This is a genomic window from Massilia psychrophila (assembly GCF_002760665.1).
Taxonomy (GTDB): domain Bacteria; phylum Pseudomonadota; class Gammaproteobacteria; order Burkholderiales; family Burkholderiaceae_D; genus JAFCUW01.
Genome location: NZ_PDOB01000059.1, coordinates 1 through 13,683, shown reverse-complemented (window position 1 = coordinate 13,683; position 13,683 = coordinate 1). Strand labels below are relative to the sequence as shown.

The following is a 13,683-nucleotide window of genomic DNA, read 5'->3' as shown; positions in this document are numbered from 1 at the left end:
CATGTCTTTGGTACCAAAGCAAGCGACCGAGAAAGTGACTGCGAATCGCCGGATGCTCGCGGTCGAGATCAGCGCAAACCTGAAGTATCACTTGAACAAAGGGACGGTGATCGAGGCCACGGCGGCATTAGAGACGCTGGGCGTTCTCAAAAACCAAGTGCGACACCCTTTGCGGTAAGGTGCTGCCATGCCAAAAATCTACAAGCATTTGACTACCCAGGAGCGCGCCGTCGTCATGACCATGCGCGCTGACCGGTGCTCCATCCGATCCATTGCTAAACGCCTTTGCCGTTCACCCAGCACGATTGGCCGCTAACTCAAGCGCAGCGATGGCACGGAGGCATACGATGCCAATCTGGCCCATTCGCAGTATCACGCCCGCCGTCTGGCACCGCGCCGCGTTCGCAAACTGCAGCTTCTTTGGCCCAACAATCCGGAACGAGCCGTGTCCCACAAGACCATTTACAACGCCATTTATGTGCATCCCCGCGGCGAACTCAAACGCGAGCTGATCGCCTGCCTGCGCCATCACAAGCAGTCACGCAAACCACGCGGTCGTGGCACCGACCGGCGCGGCCAGATTCCCGACATGCAAAGCATTCACATCCGTCCGCCCGGGATCGAGGACCGGGCCATCCCCGGCTTCGTGGTGCTCGCCAAGATGGACAACGCGACCACCAAGGCCGTCGTCGACAGCTTCTCTGCCGTGCTGAACCGGGAGCCGGTTGCCATGCGCAAGACGACGACGTACGACCAGGGTCGCGAGATGCACGGCCACAAAATCCTGACCGAACGTACGGGCGTTCAGCTCTATTTTGCCGACCTGCACAGCCCTTGGCAGCGTGGATCGAACGAGAACACCAACGGCTTGTTGCGCCAGTACATGCCGAAGGGTTCCGGCCTGTCGATCTACTTTTAGCTGCCTGTCGGACTTGAGCCGACGCACTGTCGCCGAATTCCTGATCGGCACAAAAAATAGGCATAATGCAGCCATTCGCTTCAAATTCCACGCCAGACAGACCAGGCTCCATTCGCCGCTGATCAGCTCCAAATCACGCAGCGAGAACGGACGGAAGCCCATCACCGATTTGATGCCAAAGACCGCTTCAATGGTGTGCTTGAGCAGTGCGTACTGCGCACGCCCGGCCTTGGTTTTAAGCGTGTGCGCCATGGTCTGTACGACGCCGGCACCAGCGCTCAGCGGCGCCGGTTCGCTGTGGCGTTCGCGCCAGTCGGGATGGTACTGGTCGCGCGCCACGGCGATCAGTGGCGTCACGTTCGCATCCGCGCAGGCGACGATGTTCTTTTCACTGCAGTATCGTGTGTCGGCGAGCAGGCGGGTCGGCATGCCCACGACCGCCGACTGCGCCTCCACGAGCTCCAGCATCGGGACCACTTGTTGCTTGTCGTTGGCAGGTTCCGGGTGGCACAAACTACTAACGCATGGCAAACACGAAAATTCGACAATACGCACAGAGCCGAAAGTGAGAGCTACTTGCGCACGACGCACTACATAGGTCTACCTTCCGGGCGCTCGTTGCGCATTGCGCCGTCCATGGTGTAAATCGGCTTATCCTGACCGTTAGGGCTGATTGTTATCAAAAACGAGGTGCAAAGTGCTTGTCGGTAACGGGTTACTGCGGCGAGAGCGAAACGGCGACACTTATGTATCGAATTGGGTTACACAGCGGTTACACGACAAGGTAGGCAAGACACAAACTAAAAAGACCTACAAGCCGAAGCATGTAAGTCTTTGATTTTCCAACTATATTCTGGTGCCGACTGCCGGTTTCGAACTGGCCACCTGATGATTACAAATCAACTGCTCTACCAAATGAGCTAAGTCGGCGTGAGGCAAGATTATACCGCTATTTGATGACGGTCAACGTTGGGCGGCCGCCTTTTTTTGGTGGCTCATTGTTATCGTCGGGAATTTGCGACAGCGGGGTGGCGGGCTTCTCGGCTGCCACGCTAGGCACCGACGACAGGGCCGGTGCAGTGCTGACCGGGCTGTCGGTGGCGCTCGCCGTATTGCCGTCAACGGCAGGTCCCGTGACCTCAAACGCCATGCCCTGGCCGTTTTCATTGGCGTAGATAGCCAGCACGTTGTGCACCGGCACGTAGATTTCGCGCGACACGCCGCCAAAGCGGGCTTGGAAGTGCACCGCGTCGTTGTCCATCTTCAGTCCGGACGTGGCGCCGAAGCTGATGTTGAGCACGATTTCGCCCTTCTTCACGTATTCCATCGGCACCGTCGTCGAGGCGTCGACCTTGACCGCCAGGTAGGGCGTAAAACCGCTGTCGGTACACCATTCGTAAATGGCGCGCAGCATGTAGGGTTTGGTTGATATGTCTGGCATGTTCTGGGATGAGAGTGGTACGGATTTGCACGCCAGTCTACTTCGATTCGCCGATCGGCGTTTCTGGCTGGCGTGCGGGTGCGGCAATTAACGGCGCATGACCTTCTCGGACGGCGTCAGCGCTTCGATATAGGCCGGACGCGAGAAGATACGTTCGGCGTATTTCATCAACGGCGCCGCCGTTTTCGACAGTTCGATGCCGTAATGGTCAAGGCGCCACAGCAACGGCGCGACCGCGACGTCGAGCATCGAGAATTCGTCGCCGAGCATGTACTTGTTTTTTAAGAACAGCGGCGCAAGCGTCGTCAGGCGGTCGCGGATTTCAGCGCGCGCCTTGTCGTGGCTCTTGTCGCCGGCCTTGGCGCGCTCGCTCTCGAGCACGTGGACATGGACGAACAATTCTTTTTCGAAGTTAAACAGCATCAGGCGGGCGCGGGCGCGCATCAACGGATCGGCCGGCATCAGTTGCGGGTGCGGGAAGCGCTCGTCGATGTACTCGTTGATAATGTTCGATTCGTACAGAATCAGTTCGCGCTCGACCAGGATCGGCACCTGGCCGTACGGGTTCATCGTCGAAATGTCTTCCGGCTTGTTGAACAGGTCGACATCGCGCACTTCGAAGTCCATGCCTTTTTCAAACAAGACCAGGCGGCAGCGTTGGGAGAATGGGCACGTAGTGCCGGAGTAGAGAACCATCATTTTTATAGTTCCTTAGAAACAAAGGGGGTGAAACGTCGAGCGGCTCACCCCAAAGTGATTGCCCGCGAACTCTGCGGGCAATGAATGATTACTTGACGTTTTTCCAATACGAGGCCGACAGGCGCCAGCACAGCAGCGAGAAGATCGACAGGAACAGCAGCACCCACACGCCAAGGCGCTTGCGCGTGCCCTGGGCCGGCTCGGCCATCCACCCGAGGTAGCCGACCAGGTCGGCCGTGGCGATGTCGAAATCGTTCACGCTCATGCTGCCCGGCTTGACCATCTCGTAGCCGGCGAATTTGTTAATCATCTTGGTCTGATCATGCGGATCTTTCTCTTGCACCATCTTTAGCGTGCGCACGCCCTGCAGCTGCCACATTGCGTGCGGCATTGCCACGTTCGGCAACACCATGTTGTTCCAGCCGGTCGGACGGGTGTCGTCCTTGTAGAAGCTGCGCAAGTAGGTGTACAGGTAATCACTGCCGGTGCCGGCGGGGGACGCCTTGGCGCGCGCGATCACCGACAGGTCCGGCGGAATCGCGCCGAACCAGATTTTGGCGTCGGCCGGGCGTAGCGCAATGGCCATCACGTCGCCCACTTTCTCGCCCGAGAACAACAGGTTGTTCTTGATCTGGTCGTCGGTCAGTCCGATATCCTTCAGGCGGTTGTAGCGCATGGCGGTCGCCGAGTGGCAGTTCAGGCAATAATTGACAAACAGTTTGGCGCCGTTTTGCAGCGAAGTCACGCTGTTGCGTTCCGGTGCTTTGTCGAGCGGGATACCGCCTTCGCTGGCGAATGCCAGTCCTGGCAGCACTGCCAGGACGGCGATCAGTCGTTTCAGAAAATTCATGGGATAGTCCTTGATGTCGTCAATTAGTGCGGATGGAACGTCACACGTTGAGGGACCGGCTTGAAGCGGCCCATCGTGCTCCACCAAGGCATCAACAGGAAGAAGCTGAAATAGATCAGCGTGCACACCTGCGAAACCACGCCGCCGACCGGGCTCGGCGCCTGGGTGCCGAGGTAGCCGAGCGTGACAAACGACAGGGCGAACAGCGCATACACATATTTGTGCCAGGTCGGGCGGTAGCGGATCGACTTGACCGGCGAATGGTCCAGCCACGGCATGGCGGCGAGGATCATTACCGACGCACCGAACAGCATCACGCCCCAGAACTTGGCGTCGAGGATGGCCGGCAGCATGCCGATAATCATCAGCAGGCCGACCACGGCGATGATCGCCTTGGTCTTGAACGCCAGGCGCGACTTGAGGAAGACGAACACGACGTAGGCGGCAACGACAGCCATCAGTACGTACATGAAGTCGGCGGTGATGGCGCGCAGCACCGAGTAGAACGGCGTGAAATACCAGGTCGGTGCGATGTGCAGTGGGGTCTTGAGCGAATCGGCGGGGATGAAGTTGTTGTACTCGAGGAAGTAGCCGCCCATCTCTGGTGCGAAGAACACCACCGCGCTGAAAATCAGCAGGAACACCGACACGCCGAACAGGTCGTGGAAGGTGTAGTACGGATGCGACGGAACAGCGTCGAGCGGATGGCCGTCAGGTCCCAGCGTGTCTTTCACTTCGATGCCGTCCGGGTTGTTCGAGCCGACTTCATGCAGCGCGATCAAATGGGCGGCAACCAGGCCGAGGATCACCAGCGGAATGGCGATCACGTGGAAGGCGAAGAAGCGGTTCAAGGTGGCGTCGGAGACGACGTAGTCGCCGCGAATCCACAGCGACAGGTCCGGTCCGATCAGAGGAATGGCGCCGAACAGGTTGACGATCACCTGGGCGCCCCAGTACGACATCTGACCCCATGGCAGCAGGTAGCCGAAGAACGCCTCGGCCATCAGCGCCAGGAAAATGGCAAAGCCGAACAGCCAGAGCAGCTCGCGCGGCTTGCGGTATGAGCCGTATATCAGTGCGCGCGTCATGTGCAGGTAGATCACGATGAAGAAGGCCGACGCCCCCGTCGAGTGCATGTAGCGCACCAGCCAGCCCCACGGCACTTCGCGCATGATGTACTCGACCGAGCCGAAGGCCAAATTGGCGTCCGGCTTGTAGTGCATCGTCAGGAAAATGCCGGTGACGATCTGCATTACCAGGATCAAGGTCGCCAGGATGCCGAAGATGTACCAGAAGTTCAAGTTTTTCGGGGCGTAATAAGCGCCCCACTGATCGTTCCACAGCTTGGTCAGCGGAAAACGGTCGTCGATCCAGCCGACTGCTTTTTCGGCGGCGGGGGCGTCGACCGGGAATGTGGTTTCTTTAAAAGCAGCCATGGTTATGCTTCGCCTTTCTCATCTTTACCAATCACGATCCTGGTATCGGACAGGTACATATACGGTGGCACGTCCAGGTTGGTCGGCGCCGGCTTGTTCTTGAACACGCGCGCGGCGAGGTCGAAGGTGGAACCGTGGCAAGGGCAGAGGAAGCCGCCGTTCCAGTCGTTCGGCAGCGACGGCTGGGCGCCTTCGGCAAACCGCGACGATGGCGAGCAACCCAGGTGCGAGCAAATGCCGACCACGACCAGCACTTCCTTGTGTTCGGCGCGCGAACGGGTCTCGTTTTTGGCGTAGGCAGGCACTTCGATCTGGTAGAACTTGTCCGAAAGGGGGTCGGCCACCTTGCTGTCGTTGTTTGCCAGCGAAGCCATCATTTCTGGCGTACGGCGCAGGATCCAGACCGGATTGCCGCGCCATTCGACCACTTTCATGGTGCCCGGCGCGACATCTGAAATATCGACTTCCACTGGCGCGCCGGCGGCTTTGGCGCGCTCCGACGGCTGGAATGTACTGACCAAAGCGCCCGCCGTGGCTAAACCAACAACTCCGCCAGCTGCGCAGGTAGCGACCATCAGCCCCCGACGACCTGGATCGACCAGTTTTTCGTTACTCATACCAACCCCAATCAGTCAAAATGCGAAATCTTCAGAAACCGTACCGAGCTTCTAGCAACCTTAAATTATAAGGGAAGCCGCAAGCGATTTAAAGAAAAAATGTTGCAACTGGCTTAACGTGGGGCATTTCTGCGGCATTTTTGGTTTTGATTTGCAAAAAATGGCGCGAAGCTGGCGAAAACCGGCGGCCACCGTTGAACCGAACCGTCTTGTATAGTTTCTAACTGCTTCGATGTATGATTGCGGCGCACCGCACCGACATCCACCGGAGAGATTGATGAGCATGATGGGCGAATTCAAGTTGTTCGCAATGAAGGGCAACGTCGTCGACCTGGCGGTCGGCGTGATCATTGGCGCCGCGTTCTCCAAGATCGTCGATTCGCTGGTGCAGGACATCATCATGCCGCCCATTGGCCGGCTGTTCGGCGGTCTCGATTTCGCCAGCTACTACGTTCCGCTCAATGGCCAGAACATGGGGCTGCCGCTGCTGGAGGCGAAAAAGGCGGGCGCGGTCCTGGCCTATGGCAACTTCCTGACCGTGCTGATCAATTTTGTCATCCTCGCCTTCATTATTTTTCTGATGGTGCGCGCGATGAACCGCATGCGCCCGCCGGCGGCAGTCGTCGCCATCATCCCGGAAGACGTTCTGCTGCTGCGCGAAATCCGCGATGCGCTGCGCCGTTAGGGATTATTGCTGAAAGGTTGAACCACCGATGCGTCGCTTCTGGCTGCTGTTTGCGCAAACCGTCACCATCGCCCTCGGGCTGTATATGGTGTTGCAGGTCATGCAGCCGGGCTGGCTGCAGCGGGTGGCGCCACGGCTGCAGCCGGTCGGCCCGGCCACGCCGGTCGGGGTGCTGCAGGCGCCGCCGCAGCCAGTGACGGGCAGCTACCGCGAGGCCGCCGGGCGGGCGATGCCGGCGGTGGTCAACATCCTCACCAGCAAGGCGCTGCGGCAGAACCATCCGCTGATGCGCGACCCGTTCTTCCGCAAATTTTTCGGCGAGCGCCCGTCGCGCGACGAGCGCCAGTCAAGCCTGGGCTCGGGCGTCATCGTCAGCCCTGACGGCTACATCCTGACCAATAATCACGTCGTCGCCTCGGCCGACGAAATCGAGGTGGTGCTGGCGGATGGGCGCAAGGCGCCGGCCAAGGTAGTCGGCACCGATCCCGAGACCGACCTGGCGGTCATTCGCATCGAAGCCAAGAACCTGCCGGTGATCGTGCTCGGCCACGCCGAACAGGCCAGGGTCGGCGACGTCGTGTTGGCGATCGGCAATCCGTTCGGCGTCGGCCAGACCGTCACCATGGGCATCATCTCCGCGGTCGGGCGCAACAACCTGCACATCAATCAGTTCGAAAATTTCATTCAGACCGACGCTGCCATCAACTTCGGCAACTCGGGCGGCGCCCTGATCGACACCCGCGGCAACCTGATCGGCATCAATTCGGCAATCTACTCGCAGACTGGCGGCTCGGTCGGCATCGGCTTCGCCATTCCCGTCACTACCGCCAAGTCGGTGATGGAGGCCATCATCAAGAACGGCCAAGTGGTGCGCGGCTGGATCGGCATCGAATCGCAGGACATCACGCCGGAACTGGCCGAAAGCTTCGGGCTGGCGCGCCAGAGCGGCGCCATCATCGCCGGCGTGGTGCGCAACGGCCCGGCCGACCGCGCCGGCATGCTTCCTGGCGACATTCTGCTGGGGGTGCAGGGCGAAGACGTTACCAGCACCACCCAGATGCTGACCTTGATCGCCCAGCTCGCACCGGGCGCAAAGGCGAAAATGACGGTAATGCGCAAGAGCCGTCAATCGACCTTTGACGTGACGGTCGGCAAGCGCCCGCGCGCGGTGCCTGAGCCCGAGTAGTTGGGTAAAGAGTCGGGTAAGAGTCGGGTAAAATCCGGCCATCCCCATTTTTTTAAAAGCCGATCCATGCATTTGCGCGACCTGACCCAGTTCCTTGCCGAGCTGAGCGAGAACAACAACCGTCCCTGGTTCATCATGAACAAGCCGCGTTACGACATTTTGCGTGAAGAATTCCTCGCCGTCGTCACCGCGCTGATCGCAGAACTGGGCAAGTTCGATCCGCAGGTGGCGCTGTGCAACCCGAAGAAGGCCATGTTTCGCATTAACCGCGACATCCGTTTTGCCAACGACAAGCGGCCTTACAAGACGAATTTTTCAGCCGGCATCGCGCCGAACGACGCACGCCGTCCCAGTGCGGGCGCCGGGCCGACGTATTTTTTCCAGATCGAAGGCGGCAAACTGATGCTTGGCGCCGGCGAATACATGCCGCCGGCGCCGCGCCTGAAGGCGATACGCCAGCACGTGGTCAACGATGCGACAGGTTTTGCCAAAGTATTGAAAAATAAACAGCTGCGCGCCACCTTCGGCGACCTGCTTGCCGAAGACAAGCTGCAGCGCCCGCCCAAAGGCTTCGATCCGGATGATCCGCACATCGAGTACCTGAAGCTGAAAGGCTATTTTGTCTGGACAGAGTTCGCGCTGGCACTCAATGCGCCGGAACGGCTGGTGCCGCAACTGGCACAGGGCTTCAAGGACGCGTTCGCGCTCGTCACCTGGCTGCGCGGCGTGAAGGAAACATTCGACGAGGCCGCCGCCGCGGAAGCCTAGAATTACCTTGCTTAATTTATCTTAACCACGGGAATCTCATCATGGCATTGCATCACGCAGCATCGGGAGACAAGATCGCCTTGGCGCGTAGCGACAACGATATCGCCTTTTTCACTTCGGTCGCACTGGCCAAGACGCCCCACATGGAATTGATCCGGATGGTGCTGCCGAAAGAGCGTCCGATGCCGGAACACAAGGTGGACGGTGAAATGACGCTGCAATGCCTTGAAGGCGAGATCGATGTCGATGCCCACGGCCGTATCGTCACCTTGAAGCCGGGCGAGATGCTGTACCTGGCCGGCGGCGTGCCGCATTCGGTACGGGCGGTCGAGGATGCGGTGGCCCTGATGACGATCCTGCTGACACACCCGCACGACGCCGACCCATACAGCAAAAACCAGAACGCGCTGGCCTAAGTACCCGCCAAAAAATAAATGTGCATTTTGGCTGCCATAGCCAGCGCGCCGCTGTGTTGGCCGCTGCTTGCAGTGCTCGCACTGCGGCGCAACGACCGCCTTGCACCGCATCCGGCTATGTTTGCCAAAACCTCACATTTATTTCTCGACAAGTACTTAGTTTCAAATTGAGCTCAGGTCGCGCTTTAAGCTGATTCTCCGCGCGGATCCCTTGCCAGCAGCTGCGCCACCATGGCGCGCGGGTCGTCGCCGTCGAACAGTACGCCGGCCACGGCATTTGTGATCGGCATGTCGACGCCGAGGCGCGCGGCCAGTTCGCGCACCGCGCGCGCACAGGGTACGCCTTCGGCGACATGGCCCAGTTCGGCAACAATCGCCTCTAACCGTTTGCCGCGCGCAAGCTCCAGGCCGACGCGGCGGTTGCGCGACAGGTCGCCGGTGCAAGTGAGAATCAGGTCGCCCATGCCGGTCAGCCCCATGAAGGTGCCGATGTTGCCGCCCAGCGCCACGCCCAGGCGCGTAATTTCCGCCAGCCCGCGCGTGATCAGCGCGGCGCGCGCGTTCAGTCCCAGCTCCAGGCCGTCGGCCGCACCAGTGGCGATCGCCAGCACGTTCTTGACTGCGCCGCCCACTTCCACGCCGATCAGGTCGTCGCTCGAATACACCCTGATGTTGCCGCCGTGGACGAGAGCGACCACGCGTTCACGCAACGCCGGCGAATCGGACGCGACCGTCAGGGCGCAGGGCAAGCCGCGCGCCACTTCCTGCGCGAACGACGGGCCCGACAGTGCCGCGCCGGCGACCTGCTTGCCCAGCACCGCGCGTACCACCTGGTGCGGCAGCAGGCCGGTGCCGTTTTCGAAGCCCTTGCACAGCCACACGATGTTTGGAATCGGCTTCGACATGGCCTTGAGCTGCTCGAGCAGCGGGCGCAGGCCGGCCACCGGGCAGGCGGCGATCAGCAGCGGCGCGTCACCGGCACCGGCACCGGTAACGTGGCCGACGGCGGCGTTAATATCGGCTGTTACGCCCAATGCCGGCGGCAGCGCGAAGCCAGGCAGGTAGGCGCGGTTGTCGCGTCCTTGCGCCATGGCATCCATCGCTTCGCCGTTGCGGCCCCACAGCAGCACATCGTGGCGGGCGGCAAGCGCGATGGCGACCGCAGTGCCCCATGCGCCTGCACCCAGCACGGTGATTTTACTTGGTGATTGTTTGATATTTTGCATGGAACCCCAGAAGGCTTTGGCGCGCGGATGGGCTGAAAGGGCGGTCTGAGAAACGCGAGAGGGCAACGCCCGTCCCGCGTGCATTGCCCGAGTTGCCGGGCGATGGGAGGTTTTACTTAATTTACTTGACGATTACTGGACCGTGGTGTCGGCTGGCGTGCCGGCAGCAGCTTCTGCCAGGGCGGCGCGGCGCTGCTGGTAGAACACTTCAAAGTTGATCTCGGCGAGGTGGACTGGCGGGAAGCCGGCGCGGGTGATAACGTCGGCGATGTTGCCGCGCAGGTAAGGGTAGACGATATTCGGGCAGCCGATTCCGAGCAGGGGATCCATCTGGTCCGCAGGAATGTTGCGCGCTTCGAAGATACCGGCTTGCTTGCCTTCAACCAGGAAAGCGACCTTGTCCTTGACCTTGGCGGTCACGGTGATCGTCACGGTCGACTCGTAGATGCCGTCGGCAATTGCCTCGGCGCCGACGTCGAGCGAGACTTCAATGGTCGGCGCTTCTTGTTCGAGGAAGATCGACGGCGAGTTCGGCTGTTCCAGCGACATGTCTTTCAGGTACACGCGTTGGATTTGGAATACGGGTTGCAGGTTTTCGTCAGACATGGAACGCTTTCGTTGAGGGAGAAGAAGAACGGCGGAGCGCCGTTCCAAATGTGCTTGGGGTCAAACGCGACGGCAATTGTATCAAAACCAACAGGCTTGCAATAGGTTTGCGCCGACCCCGCGCGATTTCACATCAAAACCGGATCAAACGCCATTTAACAAGGGATCGAGGCGTCCTGACTGATCGAGCGCATACAAGTCATCGAAACCGCCGACGTGGGTGGCGCCGACAAAGATTTGCGGCACCGTCCGGCGGCCGGTTTTCTGCATCATCACGGCGCGCTGTTCGGGATCGAGGTCGACCCGGATGCGTTCGATGTCGGTGACGCCTTTCGCTTCCAGCAATCGTTCGGCGCGTACGCAGTAAGGGCAGCTTGCGGTGTGGTACAGGATGACATGGGCATGGGTTGTCATGGGAACTCCAGGTTATGTATTTTACGATTACTTTGCCACTGGCAAGCCTGCGGCTTGCCAGGCAGTCAGGCCGCCATCGAGGCTGACAACGTCGTTGAATCCGGCCGCGGCAAGTTGCCGGACCGCCTTGTCGGCGCGGGCGCCACTCTGGCACACGACGACGACGGCGCGGAGTTTCGATTTTTCGAGTTCGCTGATCCGTGCCGCCAAGTCTGCCAGCGGAATGTTTTTCGCGTCGCGCAAATGTCCAATTGCAAACTCTTGCGGCGTGCGGACGTCGACGATGGTGGTCTTGCCGCGGTTGAGCAGCTGGGTCACCTGCAGCGACGAAGCGCGTTTGCCGCGCGGCTGCAACGCCGGCCACAGCAGGGCGCCGCCGGAGATCAGCACCAGCGCTACGGTAAAAATATGATCAATAATGAATTTCACAAAGGTTCCAATGGGCTAAGTCAATCCGCGCATTATAAAATAGAAGCTGGAACAGAATAAATTCGACGTTTTTTTCCGCCGCGCGTTTCCGTTCACCCTTTGTTCACCATTTTTTGAAGAAGCAACTATGTACAAAATCGTATTGATGCGTCACGGCGAATCCACCTGGAACCTGGACAACCGCTTCACCGGCTGGACCGATGTCGACCTGACCGCCAAAGGCGAAGCCGAGGCGAAGAACGCCGGCAAGGTACTCAAGGACGCCGGCTATACCTTCGACCTGGCCTACACCTCGGTTCTCAAACGTGCCATCCGCACGCTGTGGCTGACGATGGAAGAGATGGACATGGTCTGGCTGCCGGTGGTCAACGACTGGCGCCTCAACGAGCGCCACTACGGCGCCCTGCAAGGACTCGACAAGAGCGAGACGGCCGCCAAATATGGCGACGACCAAGTGCTGGCATGGCGCCGCAGTTACGATACGCCGCCGCCGCCGTTGGCACCCGGCGACGAGCGCACTTCGGCGCACGACCCGCGCTACGCCGCGCTGCCGGCGTCAAAGGTGCCGCTGACCGAATGCCTGAAAGACACTGTCGAGCGCGTGATGCCGGCCTGGACTGAAGAAATCGCCCCGGCGATCCGGGCCGGTCGCCAGATCCTGGTCTCGGCCCATGGCAACAGCCTGCGCGCATTGATCAAGATGCTGGACGGCATCAGCGACACCGACATCGTCGGTCTCAACATCCCGAATGGCCAGCCTTTGGTGTACGAACTCGACGCCGACCTGAAGCCGATCCGCCATTACTACCTGGGCGACCAGCAGGCGATCGCCGCCGCCGCCGCCGCGGTGGCGAACCAAGGGAAGGCCAGGTAACTCTTGCAACGAGCATTAATAAAGCACGCCGGCCGGGCGATCTGTTGCATCGTCCTGGCGCTGGCCGCAAGCGGCGCCATGGGCGCCGCCAAGTCCACCGAACGGAGCAAACAGAAAGCACTGGCCGAAGCGAACCGCGCCGCGATCCAGCAAAAACTGTCGACCTTAAAGCGCGACATCAGCCGCACTGAAAGCGAAAAAGAAACCGCGGCCGATACCCTGGCCGAGTCGGAAGAAGCGATTTCCGGCGCTAACCGCGCGCTGCGCGAACTGGTCGGCGAGCAGGACGGCACCAATGCCAAACTACGCGAACTTGCTACGACGCAAGAGCAGCTCGGCGCTACGATCGAAGCGCAAAAGAAGCAGCTGGCCAAGCTGCTGCGCGAGCAATATGTCGCAGGCAACGAAGACCGCATCAAGCTGCTGCTGTCGGGCGACAATCCGAATCGCATCAACCGCGACCTGCAGCTGATGGCTTACGTGTCGCAAGCCCAGGCACGCCTGCTCGCAGCGCTGCGCGGCAACCTGACGGCGGTCGAGACCAACCGCGAACAGGCGCAGAACGCCAAGGACGAACTGGAAGAAATCGCCGACGAGCAGCGCCAGCAGAAAGCACTGCTGGAAAAGGAAAAGGCGACCCACGCCGCCTTGCTCGGCTCGCTCTCAAGCCGGCTGGCAGTCCAGCGCAAGGAGGCGGGCAGCCTGGCGCGCGACGAACAGCGCATGTCCGGGCTGGTCGACCAGCTCTCCAGGCTGATCCGCGACCAGGCTGCCGCCGCCGCCGCCGAGCAGCGCCGGCTGGCCACGGTGGCAGCGGCCAAGGCGCGCGCGCAGGCCGAGGCCCAGGCGCTGGCACTGACACTGGCGCGCCAGAAAGCCGAGCGCGTCGAGCGCGAACGGCTGGTGCAGCAAAAACCGCGCCCTGGCGTCAAGCCGGCCGCGCCGTTCAAGCCCGATCCGATCGACGCCGACGAGCCGAAAGTCGCCGCTGCGCCGAATCCGACCGTGGCGCGGCCCGATCCGGCCGCCGCGCGCGCGGCCGACATCGCGCTGGCGCCGGCGGTGCCGGATGGCGCCTTCGCCAGCCTGCGCGGCCAGATGCGCGCGCCGGTCAGCG

The 13,683-nt window shown here is 60.8% G+C and carries 16 protein-coding genes, 1 tRNA gene and 2 pseudogenes; 7 read left to right on the top strand and 12 right to left on the bottom strand.

From position 1 onward, the window contains the following. Positions 1–187: 187 nt before the first annotated feature. Positions 188–913 (top strand): annotated as a pseudogene (locus CR103_RS24370) (IS30 family transposase); the annotation flags it as partial. Positions 914–982: 69 nt separating this feature from the next. On the opposite strand, the pseudogene CR103_RS23705 reads toward CR103_RS24370, so the two are convergent. The 8 genes and pseudogenes from CR103_RS23705 to CR103_RS22310 form a co-directional block, all read right to left on the bottom strand. Continuing rightward, positions 983–1,420: pseudogene (locus tag CR103_RS23705) on the bottom strand (transposase); the annotation flags it as partial. A 353-nt stretch (positions 1,421–1,773) separates the two neighbouring features. Continuing rightward, a tRNA-Thr gene (locus tag CR103_RS21155) sits at positions 1,774–1,849 on the bottom strand. 19 nt (positions 1,850–1,868) lie between these two features. Then, positions 1,869–2,360, bottom strand: coding sequence for a ClpXP protease specificity-enhancing factor (locus CR103_RS21150; RefSeq protein WP_099917883.1), 492 nt, complete (start codon positions 2,358–2,360; stop codon positions 1,869–1,871). 87 nt (positions 2,361–2,447) lie between these two features. Further along, entirely contained in the window at positions 2,448–3,059 is a 612-nt protein-coding gene (locus tag CR103_RS21145) for a glutathione S-transferase N-terminal domain-containing protein (protein ID WP_099917882.1), read from the bottom strand. A gap of 88 nt (positions 3,060–3,147) precedes the next feature. Further along, entirely contained in the window at positions 3,148–3,909 is a 762-nt protein-coding gene (locus CR103_RS21140; protein ID WP_099917881.1) for a cytochrome c1, read from the bottom strand. 23 nt (positions 3,910–3,932) lie between these two features. Further along, a complete protein-coding gene (locus tag CR103_RS21135; protein ID WP_099917880.1) occupies positions 3,933–5,345 on the bottom strand; it encodes a cytochrome b in 1,413 nt (470 codons plus the stop codon). A 2-nt stretch (positions 5,346–5,347) separates the two neighbouring features. Further along, on the bottom strand, positions 5,348–5,962 hold the full coding sequence (gene petA / locus CR103_RS21130) for a ubiquinol-cytochrome c reductase iron-sulfur subunit (protein ID WP_099917879.1): 615 nt from the start codon (positions 5,960–5,962) through the stop codon (positions 5,348–5,350). Between the two features lie 60 nt (positions 5,963–6,022). Next, positions 6,023–6,247: a hypothetical protein gene (locus CR103_RS22310; protein ID WP_143752704.1), complete on the bottom strand. Its 225-nt coding sequence runs from the start codon at positions 6,245–6,247 to the stop codon at positions 6,023–6,025. Between CR103_RS22310 and mscL the strand changes: the two genes are divergently transcribed. The 4 genes from mscL (at position 6,240) to CR103_RS21110 (ending at position 9,017) form a co-directional block, all read left to right on the top strand. Further along, entirely contained in the window at positions 6,240–6,647 is a 408-nt protein-coding gene (gene mscL, locus CR103_RS21125; protein WP_099917878.1) for a large conductance mechanosensitive channel protein MscL, read from the top strand. The two genes, CR103_RS22310 and mscL, sit on opposite strands and share 8 nt — an antisense overlap. Positions 6,648–6,675: 28 nt before the next feature. Further along, entirely contained in the window at positions 6,676–7,833 is a 1,158-nt protein-coding gene (locus tag CR103_RS21120) for a Do family serine endopeptidase (RefSeq protein ID WP_099917877.1), read from the top strand. A 66-nt stretch (positions 7,834–7,899) separates the two neighbouring features. Then, positions 7,900–8,601, top strand: coding sequence for a DUF2461 domain-containing protein (locus tag CR103_RS21115; RefSeq protein WP_099917876.1), 702 nt, complete (start codon positions 7,900–7,902; stop codon positions 8,599–8,601). A gap of 41 nt (positions 8,602–8,642) precedes the next feature. Further along, positions 8,643–9,017 (top strand): cupin domain-containing protein, encoded by a 375-nt coding sequence (locus CR103_RS21110; RefSeq protein WP_099917875.1) that lies wholly within the window; start codon positions 8,643–8,645, stop codon positions 9,015–9,017. Between the two features lie 185 nt (positions 9,018–9,202). On the opposite strand, the gene CR103_RS21105 is transcribed toward CR103_RS21110, so the two are convergent. The 4 genes from CR103_RS21105 to CR103_RS21090 all read right to left on the bottom strand — a co-directional run bounded on the left by CR103_RS21105 (position 9,203) and on the right by CR103_RS21090 (position 11,692). Continuing rightward, positions 9,203–10,243 (bottom strand): NAD(P)H-dependent glycerol-3-phosphate dehydrogenase, encoded by a 1,041-nt coding sequence (locus CR103_RS21105; protein WP_099917874.1) that lies wholly within the window; start codon positions 10,241–10,243, stop codon positions 9,203–9,205. Positions 10,244–10,375: 132 nt separating this feature from the next. Further along, entirely contained in the window at positions 10,376–10,849 is a 474-nt protein-coding gene (gene secB, locus CR103_RS21100; protein WP_099917873.1) for a protein-export chaperone SecB, read from the bottom strand. 144 nt (positions 10,850–10,993) lie between these two features. Continuing rightward, the gene (gene grxC, locus CR103_RS21095; RefSeq protein ID WP_099917872.1) at positions 10,994–11,263 is read right to left on the bottom strand and encodes a glutaredoxin 3; all 270 of its coding nucleotides are present in this window, start codon (positions 11,261–11,263) and stop codon (positions 10,994–10,996) included. A 27-nt stretch (positions 11,264–11,290) separates the two neighbouring features. Beyond that, positions 11,291–11,692 (bottom strand): rhodanese-like domain-containing protein, encoded by a 402-nt coding sequence (locus tag CR103_RS21090; RefSeq protein ID WP_099917871.1) that lies wholly within the window; start codon positions 11,690–11,692, stop codon positions 11,291–11,293. Between the two features lie 127 nt (positions 11,693–11,819). Here CR103_RS21090 and gpmA point away from each other — a divergent pair, with 127 nt between their 5' ends. Then, entirely contained in the window at positions 11,820–12,566 is a 747-nt protein-coding gene (gpmA, locus tag CR103_RS21085) for a 2,3-diphosphoglycerate-dependent phosphoglycerate mutase (protein ID WP_099917870.1), read from the top strand. Between the two features lie 3 nt (positions 12,567–12,569). After that, the coding region (locus CR103_RS21080; protein WP_143752703.1) for a murein hydrolase activator EnvC family protein at positions 12,570–13,683 on the top strand (1,114 nt) is incomplete at its 3' end.

Excerpts from the sequence above, each read along its gene's own strand:
- petA (WP_099917879.1), bottom strand. The coding sequence starts at position 5,962 with ATGAGTAACGAAAAACTGGTCGATCCAGGTCGTCGGGGGCTGATGGTC.
- CR103_RS21150 (WP_099917883.1), bottom strand. The coding sequence starts at position 2,360 with ATGCCAGACATATCAACCAAACCCTACATGCTGCGCGCCATTTACGAA.
- CR103_RS21110 (WP_099917875.1), top strand. The coding sequence starts at position 8,643 with ATGGCATTGCATCACGCAGCATCGGGAGACAAGATCGCCTTGGCGCGT.
- CR103_RS21105 (WP_099917874.1), bottom strand. The coding sequence starts at position 10,243 with ATGCAAAATATCAAACAATCACCAAGTAAAATCACCGTGCTGGGTGCA.
- CR103_RS21140 (WP_099917881.1), bottom strand. The coding sequence starts at position 3,909 with ATGAATTTTCTGAAACGACTGATCGCCGTCCTGGCAGTGCTGCCAGGA.
- gpmA (WP_099917870.1), top strand. The coding sequence starts at position 11,820 with ATGTACAAAATCGTATTGATGCGTCACGGCGAATCCACCTGGAACCTG.
- CR103_RS21120 (WP_099917877.1), top strand. The coding sequence starts at position 6,676 with ATGCGTCGCTTCTGGCTGCTGTTTGCGCAAACCGTCACCATCGCCCTC.
- grxC (WP_099917872.1), bottom strand. The coding sequence starts at position 11,263 with ATGACAACCCATGCCCATGTCATCCTGTACCACACCGCAAGCTGCCCT.
- secB (WP_099917873.1), bottom strand. The coding sequence starts at position 10,849 with ATGTCTGACGAAAACCTGCAACCCGTATTCCAAATCCAACGCGTGTAC.
- CR103_RS21115 (WP_099917876.1), top strand. The coding sequence starts at position 7,900 with ATGCATTTGCGCGACCTGACCCAGTTCCTTGCCGAGCTGAGCGAGAAC.
- mscL (WP_099917878.1), top strand. The coding sequence starts at position 6,240 with ATGAGCATGATGGGCGAATTCAAGTTGTTCGCAATGAAGGGCAACGTC.
- CR103_RS21145 (WP_099917882.1), bottom strand. The coding sequence starts at position 3,059 with ATGATGGTTCTCTACTCCGGCACTACGTGCCCATTCTCCCAACGCTGC.
- CR103_RS21135 (WP_099917880.1), bottom strand. The coding sequence starts at position 5,345 with ATGGCTGCTTTTAAAGAAACCACATTCCCGGTCGACGCCCCCGCCGCC.
- CR103_RS22310 (WP_143752704.1), bottom strand. The coding sequence starts at position 6,247 with ATGCTCATCAATCTCTCCGGTGGATGTCGGTGCGGTGCGCCGCAATCA.